Here is a 9,195-nt window from a genome sequence, read left to right as displayed (position 1 = left end):
CGACGACGGCCCAGTACTCCCCGGCGGGGATGTCTTCGGGCTTGCGGGTGTCGCTGACCGTGACGGTGGGCAGGGTGCCGGTGAACTGGCGGGCGGCGGCGTCCGAGCCGCTTTCCTGCAGGGAGACACCGTTGTTGTCGGCCACGGTCATCGACAGCTGGCCGGGGGTGGTGGTGGGCGTGATGTTGACCGACACGTCGATGCCACTGCTGGGGTTGTCGTCGGCGGCGGCGGGACCGGCCACGCCGGCCCCGGCGAGGGTGAGACCGAGCACCGACGCGGCCAGTACCTGCGTGGTCCTGTTGATTTTCATGTTCGCTCCATCTATGAGGGGCGGGGCCGGCCGGCTGGTCGGCCGGCCGGCCCCGGTTGTGCTAGGGCGGTGTCCGCGTCGTGTGGACCGCGGTCACCGCCGGTGCGGTCAGCCGCAGCTGGCCGCGGTGTAGGCGGCGTCGTAGGACGACGTCACCTGCTTGCCGCCGATCGTGGCGGTCCCCTTCACGGTCGCCTTGCCGGCGTCGATGTGCCCGGCGCGGGTGTTGAAGGACTGGTAGGCCTGCTTGCCCGGGGCCACGTCGGCCACGGTCTTGGACCCGTACGGGGTGGTCAGCTCGATCGTCGCCGGCACGTCGCCGTTGTTGACGGCCGTGACCGCCACGTAGGCCGAGGTACCGATGCAGCGGGAGGCGGCGGTGACGGTCAGCTTGACCTCCGGCGAGGACGCCGGGGAGATCGTCAGCGTGAGCGTCTTGGCCTCCTCGGCGTTGCCCGCCTTGTCGGTCGAGCGGTAGGCCAGCGTGTGCTGCCCCTCGCCGCTGACCTTGACCGGCTCGGTGTAAGCGGTCCAGTCACCGCCGTCGAGCTTGTACTCGGTCTTGGCGACCCCGCTGCCGCCGGTCTCGTCGACCGCCTTCAGCGTGACCGTGACCGGACCGGTGAACGAGCCGCCCTCCGGCTGCGCCGGGTCGGTCGTCGCCGTCGTCACCGGAGCGGTCTTGTCCTCACTACCCGCCTTGATCAGCTTGAAGTAGTCGAACTTGACCGTCTTGGACGCACCCTGGTTGGTGCCGATGGTGTAGACGCCGACCTTCGACGCGTTCGCCACGGCGCTGTTCTTCACCGCGGTGACCGTGCCGTTGGTGGCCAGGTCGGTCCAGGTGGTGCCGTTCGAGGAGTAGGAGCCGGTGAAGCTGTCTCCCACCTTCTTCAGGCGCAGCCAATACGGCCCGGCGGTGAGGTTGTTCACCTGCGGCTGCGGGTTCTGCACGGTGCCGCCGACCTCGCTGCGCAGCTCGATCGTCCGCGCCACCGTCGACCCTGCGGTGTTGGTGGTGAGGAAGTCGAACTTCACGTAGTTGTCGTCGTCGCCGTACACCATCAGGCCGCCCTGCTGGTACTGCTCGCTGAGGGCCGAGCCGTCGACCTTGGTCTCCAGCGTCCAGTCACCGCTCGGCGCCGTCTGCAGGATGAAGTTCTTCGGGCCGCTGTTGGTCGTCCCGTAGATGTCACCCGTCGTGGTGTCGAGCTCCAGGTTGCCACCGGTCACCCGAGCGGCTGTCGCGTCGTACCGCACGTTCTGGTTCCAGCGGCAGAGGTCGAGCGAGCTGCCGTTGAAGTCGTCGTCCGGCGTCGGCGCGGTGGCCTTGTCGTCCGGCGTGATCTGGAACCAGTCGAAGGCCGCGTCCACCACCGGGTGGTTGGCGCCGGCCAGCGAGATCAGGCCGATCTTCGGGTTGGTGATCCCGGCGAGCGGCTTGGTCTCCGGCATGGCGGTGAAGTTGGTGCCGTCGGCCGAGTAGTGAGCGGTGATGTTGGTGCCGTCGCTGATGAACCGCACGTACACCGTGTCGGGGTAGGAGTCCCCGAGGTTGGACGTGTTGCTCGCCGTCACCTCGTTGGGAGTGCCCTTGTCCTCGCGGATGAACTGGAAGATGCGGCTGGCGTGGTCGGAGCCCGAGGTCGAGCGCGCCTGCAGCACCATCTTGGCGTAGTTGTCGTCGTCGCCGTACAGGACCAGACCCGCCTGCTGGTAGGCGTCGGTCGCCTTCAGCGTGAGCTTGGCCGTGGCCGTCCAGGCGCCCGACGGCGCCGGCTGCACGACGATGTTCGGCGTGTTGCCGCCCGTGCTGTAGATGTCGGTGGTCGAGGTCGGGATGATGAGGTTGCCGCCGGTGACCTTCAGGTCCTGGTTCTCCCGGATGACCGACCAGCGGTTCCGGTCGAGCTCGGTGCCCAGGAAGTCGTCCGAACGGCCGCTGAAGCACACCGTGGCCGGCGTGTTCACCTTGATCGCGATCTGCTGGGTCGTGGCCGCGCCCTTGGCGTCGGTCACCGTCACCGTCGCGGTGTAGTTACCCGGGGCGGTGTAGGTGTAGCTCGCGTTGGCCGTCGTCGGCTGCGGCGCGCCGTTCACCCCGAAGTCCCACTTGTAGGTGAGCGGGGTGTCGCCCTCGGGGTCGGTGCCCGTCGCGGTGAAGTCGACCTTCAGCGGAGCGGTGCCCGTGGTCGGGGTCGCCGACGCGGTCACCGTCGGGCGCTGGTTCTCCGTGGCGCCCTTGCCGACGAAGTCGACCCAGTTGAAGTTGGCCAGGTTGGCGTCGTTGGCCGCGCTGGCCGGCTTGCGCACCACGAAGAAGATCGGGCCGCTGGTCGTCGGAACGTTGTTCAGGTTGACCGTGACGTCCTTGAACGTCTGCCAGTCGCCCGTCGGAGTGATGTCCGCCGAGCCGATCAGCGTGCCGTTGTCGGGGTCGCCGACGCGGATCTGCACGGTGCCGCCCGCGCCGGCCGAAGAGGCCCGCAGCCGGATCGCGCTGATGTTGGTCAGGTTCACCGGGTCGAACGACCAGTAGTCGCCGTCCTGGATGAATCCGATGTCCTTCGCGCCACCCGCGGAGTCGGTGGTGTCCTCGATCTGGACGCCGGCGGCGTCCGTGCCGACACCGCCGGTCACCCGGCCGGTCGCCGAGAAGTGCTCGGCCTGCTTGCGCTTGGGCTGCAGGATGACCTGGCCCCGGCCGGTCAGCGGCTTGGCCCCACCGGCGCCCTGGTCGGTGTAGCTGGCCTCGATCGCGTAGAACAGGTTGTCGTACTCACCGTGGCCCGAGGCGGCGGTCTGCACCGTGGCCTCGCAGCCCTTCATCTGGTCGAGCGGGTGACCGTGGGTGTCGTGACCCAGGATCGCCTGGATCTGCACCTTGTCACAGTCGACCGTGCCGTCCTCGGCGTCGGTGACGGTGACCTTGAACTTCACCTGGTCGCCGAACTCGAAGAACGAACCGTTCGGCGGCACTTCGACCTTGACGACGGGCTTGCTGTTGCCCGCGTTGATCGTCACGCTCGCCTTGCCGGTCACACCGTCGGGGTTGGTGATGGTCAGGACGGCGCTGTACTCGCCGGCCTGGGTGTAGGTGAAGGAGGGGCTGGCCTCGGTGGAGTCGGTCTTGCCGTCACCGTCGAAGTCCCAGGCGTAGGTGATCGCCTTGCCGTCGGGGTCGCGCGAGCCCTCGCTGGAGAACTGCACGGTCAGCGGCAGCGGACCGTCGGTCTTGTCGGCCGTGGCGCGGGCGACCGGCGGGCGGACGCCCTTGGTGTACTCGATGCGGTAGACGCCCGAGTCGGCGTTGTCGCCGCCGAAGCCCGAACCCCACTCGATCAGGTACAGAGCGCCGTCGGGACCGAACTTCATGTCCATCGGCTTGAGGAACTTCAGCGTCGTCATGATCTTGTTCATCTCGACGAGCTTGGAGCCGTCCTCGTTCAGCTGGAACGACCACAGCGCGTTGTTGTTCCACTCACCGAAGACGGCCTTGCCGTCCCAGTACGCCGGCCACTTGATGGTCGACTGGACGTTCGGGTCGTAGCGGTAGACCGGGCCGCCCATCGGCGCGCCACCGCTGAGCTCGGGGAAGTTGTTCGCGTCGGCGGCGTAGTGGTACCAGATCGTCGCCGGGATCACCGGCGGCAGGTTGGTCAGGCCGGTGTTGTTCGGCGAGTCGTTGACCGGAGCCGCGCAGTTGAACGCCGCCCCCGACTGCTTGGTCGCGAAGTTGTAGTCGATGTACGGGGTGTTGTTGCCGATGCAGTACGGCCAGCCGTAGTTGCCCGGCTTGGAGATGAGGTTCCACTCCACCGTGTTCTGCGGGCCACGGGTGGCGCTGGCGGAGTTGGCGTCGGGGCCGTACTCACCCAGCATGATGTTGCCGGTCTTGGGGTCGAGCCCGATCCGGAACGGGTTGCGGAAGCCCATGCCGTAGATCTCCGGCTTGGTCTTCGCCGTGCCCGGGGCGAACAGGTTGCCCGACGGGATGGTGTAGGTGCCGTCCGCCTCGGGGTGGATCCGCAGCAGCTTGCCGCTCAGGCTGTTGGTGTTGCCCGCCGACCGCTGGGCGTCCCAGCTGGAGCGGCCCGACTGCTCGTCGATCGGGGCGTAGCCGTCGGAGGCGAAGGGGTTGGTGTTGTCGCCCGTGCCCAGCCACAGGTTGCCGGTCTTGGGGTCCATCACCAGGCCGCCGCCGTGGTGGCAGCACTCGGCCCGCTGCACCGGCACGTCCAGGATCTTCTTCTCGCTCGCCAGGTCCAGGGTGTCACCGTTGACCGTGAACCGGCTCAGCCGGTCGACGTTCTCCGTGCCCGTGGGCGAGTAGTAGAGGTAGATCCACTTGTTGGTGTCGAAGGCCGGGTCCAGCGCCATGCCGAGCAGACCGCTCTCGTTGGCGGTGAACACGTTCATGTGCGCGGCCAGGACCGAGCCACCACTGGGCTTGATGATCTTGACGTCGCCCAGCCGGTCGATGTAGAAGACCCGGCCGTCCTTGGCGACGTTCAGCATCATCGGGTTGGAGGTCTCGGTGTCGAGAGCCACCTTCTCGTAGCTGCTGCTCTGAGAGGCCGAGCAGTCGGCCTTCTCAGCACCCGCGGCGGTCTTGATACCGCCCAGGAGCAGCTTCAGGAAGTTCGCCTCGCTGTAGTTCTCCTTCATGTGGCCGAGGCCGGTGTACCACGAGCGGCCACCGTCGTAGTCCTGACACCACGTGTTCGGGTGGTCGGCGCCCATCGTGGCACCGGTGTAGGACTTCTCGTCCATCGACGTGAGCACGTGGACCGTGCCACGCGGGTTCGTCTGGTAGTCGTACCACTCGTCGGTACGGGACCAGGTCGTCGGCAGGTCCTTGGTGGACGGGTGCGCCGGGTCCTCGACCTTGACCGTGGCCTGCTGGATCGCCGGGTGCTGCTTGAAGTAGGCCCCGACCAGCTTGCCGTACCACGCCCAGTTGTACCCGCTGTCGGCCGCGGCGTGGACACCCACGAAGCCGCCGCCCTTTTCGATGTACCGCTGGAAGGCGTCCTTCTGCTCCTGAGTGGAGACGGGGTCGCCGGTCGTGGACATGAAGATCACGGCCTGGTACTTCGCCAGGTTCTCGTCCGTGAACTGGCTGCTGTCCTCGGTGGTGTCGACCGCGAAGTTGTTCTCCTGGCCGAGCTTCTGCACGGCCGCGATGCCCTCGGGGATCGAGTCGTGCCGGAAGCCGGTTGTCTTCGAGAAGACCAGGACCTTGAAGTCGGGCTCCGCTGCCGCCGTCGTGGCGGCCTGGGCGCCCACCGGCGCCGAGAAGAGCGTGATGACGGGGGCGACGAGGGCCAGGGCCATCGTCGCCGCGGTCCGACGTCTCGGACGTCGTCCCTTTTCTGGCAGGGCCGCATTGTGCGGCCTGGCCCACGTTCGCTGACGTGGAGACATGAAAAACCCTTTCCTGACCGGGGGGACGTCAGGCAAGGCGCGCGCCGCCGCGCTTATTGCCACTTTGGTCGTAGCGGATATTGCGGTTGCTGGAGGGTGCCGTCTCCAGGTCTGTGGGGGCCGTCAGTAGGCTGCCGGCCGGGGTAATGGATCCATGATCGCCGCCGGGTCGTCGATGATGTGGTTGACCACCATGCTCGCGGCGCCGCGGGACGCGGCGCCGAAGCCGAGCGTGGAGGCGACGAACCGGCACTGGGCGGCGGGGGCGGCCACCACCAGCCTCTGTAGCTGATCCTGCGCGTGCGGCAGCAGCCACTGGGCCAGTGAGGCGAAGTAGCCCCCGATGACGATCACTCGCGGGTTGAACAGGTTGGCCAGGATCGAGCCGCCGAGCCCGAGCCATTCGCCGACCTGTGCCACCGCCATCATCATCCGCCGGTCGCCGGAGGCCAGGCCCCTGGCGATGTCGGCCACTCGTTCACCGGGGTCGGGCACGGGCATGCCGGGCAGCCCGTACGCCTGCTCGGGCATGGCCGCACGTACGAGCGCGGCCAGGCCGACCTTGGTCTCCCAGCAGCCGATGCGGCCGCAGCCGCACTGGTCGCCGTTCGGGTCGACCCGCAGATGCCCGACCTCTCCGGAGAATCCGTCCGCTCCGCGCAGGAGCTTGCCGCCCGAGATGATGCCGCCGCCGACGCCGACCTCACCGGTGAGGTAGACCAGGTCGGGTGTGCCGGCGGCGATGCCCGAGGTGTATTCGGCCAGCGCGGCGAGGTTGGCGTCGTTGTCCACCCGCACCGGCACGTTCAGCGGGCCGAGTATGGCGCTCAGCTGATCGGCCAGGGGCAGGTCGTGCCAGTAGAGGTTCGGCGCGAGCGTCACGACTCCGCGGGTCACGTCCACGAGTCCGGGGACGGCCACCGCGATGCCGGCGGGGACCGCTCCGGCCCGCCGCATCGCCTCCACGGACTCCTTGGCCACGAGCCCGAGCCGGCGCACGGCGCTGTCCGGGCCACTGCCCATCGTGTCGTAGACCACCCGGCGCTCGACCAGGACCCGGCCGCTGAGATCGGTGCCGTGGACCGCGATGTAGTCGACATTGATCTCCATGCCCAGGGCGCCGACGTGGGCGCCGTGCAGCGCCACCGCCCGTCTGGGACGCCCGATCGCACCCACGTGCTCGACGCCGACCTCCCGCACGAGCCGCCGTTCCAGGAGTTCGGCCATGAGGTTGGAGACGGTGGCCCGGTGCAGGCCGGTCGCCTCCGCGATGTCGGCACGGGACAGCGAGGTGTGGTCGCGCAGCTCGCGCAGCACCAGCGAGAGGTTCGCCCTGCGTAGCACGGCCGGACCCGCCGGCAGAGCCGCGCCGCCCGGGGCGCGGGTGAGTTGCGGCTCCTTCGTCACCCGCGCCACCTGCCTTTTGTTTGTCTCTGAGATCAATTAATGAGGGTTGTAACACGGGGATGTCCGGCTGCGCACCCCCGAAATGCGTAACGAGTTGGCATCGCTCACATTTATGCACTTCAAGGCCCATTCCGGACACGGTTATCGTAACGTTACGTAACTTGCAACCGGTTTCACTCTTGTCTCAGCCGGACGTGACTGTCTTTAATTCGGCCAGCCATGCGAACTAATTGAGGAGCGGCGTGGACCACAGCAGGGCCGACGGCCACACGACCGACTCGATGAGTCGCGGCGGATCCGCGGGAGTTCCCGCGGACCAGGCCACCGTGCGCCGTTCCAACCTCGCCCTGGTGCTGCGTCATGTGAGTACGTATGGCCCGTGCTCCCGGTCGGCCGTCGCCGTCGCGACCGGGTTGAACAAGACCACCGTCACCAGCCTGGTGAGCGAGTTGCAGGCACGCGGACTGGTCAAGGAGACGGGCCCGCAGCACGCGGGCTCCGTCGGCCGCCCGAGTGTCGCGCTCGTCCTGGACGGCTCGCGGGTCGGCGCCCTGGGCGTGGAAGTCAACGTCGACTACATCGCCGCGATCGCCACCGACCTGGCCGGCAGAGTGCTCATCGACCGGCGCATCGGCTTCGACGCCATGGGGTCCGGCCCGGAACGCTCACTGGACGAGCTGGTCCACGTGATAGAGAAGACCGTCGCCGATCTCGACCGGCTCGGGATCGCTCTGGCCGGGATCACCGTGGCGATCCCCGGTCTGATAGACACCACCACCGGCACCGTCGTCGTCGCCCCCAATCTCGGTTGGCACGGGGTGGCGGTGGCGGAGCGGCTGTCCCAGGCCGACATCCGTGGGGACATCCCCATCACGGTGGACAACGACGCCAACCTCGCCGCCCTGGCCGAGTACACCTCGGGCGTCGCGGCGGGCACCTCCGACCTGGTCTACCTCACGGGCGAGGTGGGAGTCGGCGGCGGCGTCATCTCCGGTGGCCGGCTGCTGGGCGGAGCGGACGGATTCGCCGGGGAGGTCGGCCACGTCATGGTCGATCCGTCCGGCGAGCGGTGCCGCTGCGGCCGTATCGGCTGCTGGGAGACCAAGGTCGGACTGGCCGCGCTGGTCCGCATGGCCACACCCGACCGCGCGTACGGCACGGGCCCTCAGCTCGTCCGCGACCCGGAGGAGCGGCTGGCCGAGATCGAGCAGCGGTGGGCCGAAGGAGACCCCCGCGTCGACGCCGCCGCCGCGGAGGTGGGCCGGTGGCTCGGAATCGGGGCGGCCATGCTGGTCAACCTCTTCAACCCGCGGGTGATCATGCTGGGCGGCTACTTCGCCAGGCTCGCCGACCGGCTCATCCCCGCGGCGGAGCAGGAGCTGGCACGCGTGGGCATGAGCGGCGCCGTCGAGCGCTGCCGGTTCGCCGCCTCCGATCTCGGCTTCGGCGCCGCCTCACGCGGCGCCGCCGGAGTCGTCGTCGAACGTGTGCACTCCGACCCGACAAGCATCGCGATCCGAACGTCCCCGACCATCGGGGTGATCGAGGGAACTCCGATGGCCCGATTGCCCCACTCACTCTGACCCGCGTGCCCGCCACGCGGTCCCTACCTGTCGCCTGCCGAATCCAGACATCCCGTCCGCTTGACCGTCCCGTTCCGCACGCCTCGGCACATCCCCGCCCATCCCGGTGCCGCGGCCGTGGCGCACGCGGTCAGGCGGACGGGAACCCACCATGCCCTTTCCCCACCAGAACGTCCCGCCCGCCTGATCGGCCGTCCGGAAGCCGCACCGGCATCGATGACGCCGACCTCGATGCCGTCGCGGCGGTGCCAGCCGGCGCCGTCAGGCGGGCGGGGCCACGGCCGCACCGTTTTCCCAGGGAGGCTCCTGTGCCGCGGTCACCATCCGACTCGTCATCTCTGCTCCAAATGAGGGGGATCGTCAAGCAGTTCCCCGGCGTACGCGCGCTGGACGGCGTGGACCTTGAGGTCAGAGCCGGCGAGGTGCACTGTCTGCTCGGGCAGAACGGCGCCGGGAAGTCCACGC

At 68.6% G+C, this 9,195-nt stretch carries 5 protein-coding genes; 2 read left to right on the top strand and 3 right to left on the bottom strand.

Annotated elements, in window-relative coordinates:
• The 3 genes from FLW16_RS42425 to FLW16_RS42415 form a co-directional block, all read right to left on the bottom strand.
• On the bottom strand, window positions 1-313 hold a 313-nt coding region (locus FLW16_RS42425; RefSeq protein WP_221891593.1), incomplete at its 3' end, for a hypothetical protein.
• A gap of 108 nt (window positions 314-421) precedes the next feature.
• Entirely contained in the window at window positions 422-5,650 is a 5,229-nt protein-coding gene (locus tag FLW16_RS42420; RefSeq protein WP_142566648.1) for a ThuA domain-containing protein, read from the bottom strand.
• Window positions 5,651-5,863: 213 nt separating this feature from the next.
• The gene (locus FLW16_RS42415; protein WP_142566647.1) at window positions 5,864-7,147 is read right to left on the bottom strand and encodes an ROK family transcriptional regulator; all 1,284 of its coding nucleotides are present in this window, start codon (window positions 7,145-7,147) and stop codon (window positions 5,864-5,866) included.
• Window positions 7,148-7,389: 242 nt separating this feature from the next.
• Between FLW16_RS42415 and FLW16_RS42410 the strand changes: the two genes are divergently transcribed.
• The gene (locus FLW16_RS42410) at window positions 7,390-8,730 is read left to right on the top strand and encodes an ROK family transcriptional regulator (protein ID WP_260616199.1); all 1,341 of its coding nucleotides are present in this window, start codon (window positions 7,390-7,392) and stop codon (window positions 8,728-8,730) included.
• Window positions 8,731-9,077: 347 nt separating this feature from the next.
• On the top strand, window positions 9,078-9,195 hold a 118-nt coding region (locus FLW16_RS45815; RefSeq protein ID WP_142566646.1), incomplete at its 3' end, for an ATP-binding cassette domain-containing protein.

This window comes from Microbispora sp. KK1-11, assembly GCF_006874435.1.
GTDB classification, from domain to species: Bacteria; Actinomycetota; Actinomycetes; order Streptosporangiales; family Streptosporangiaceae; genus Microbispora; species Microbispora catharanthi.
This window is presented reverse-complemented; position numbering and strand designations above follow the sequence as displayed.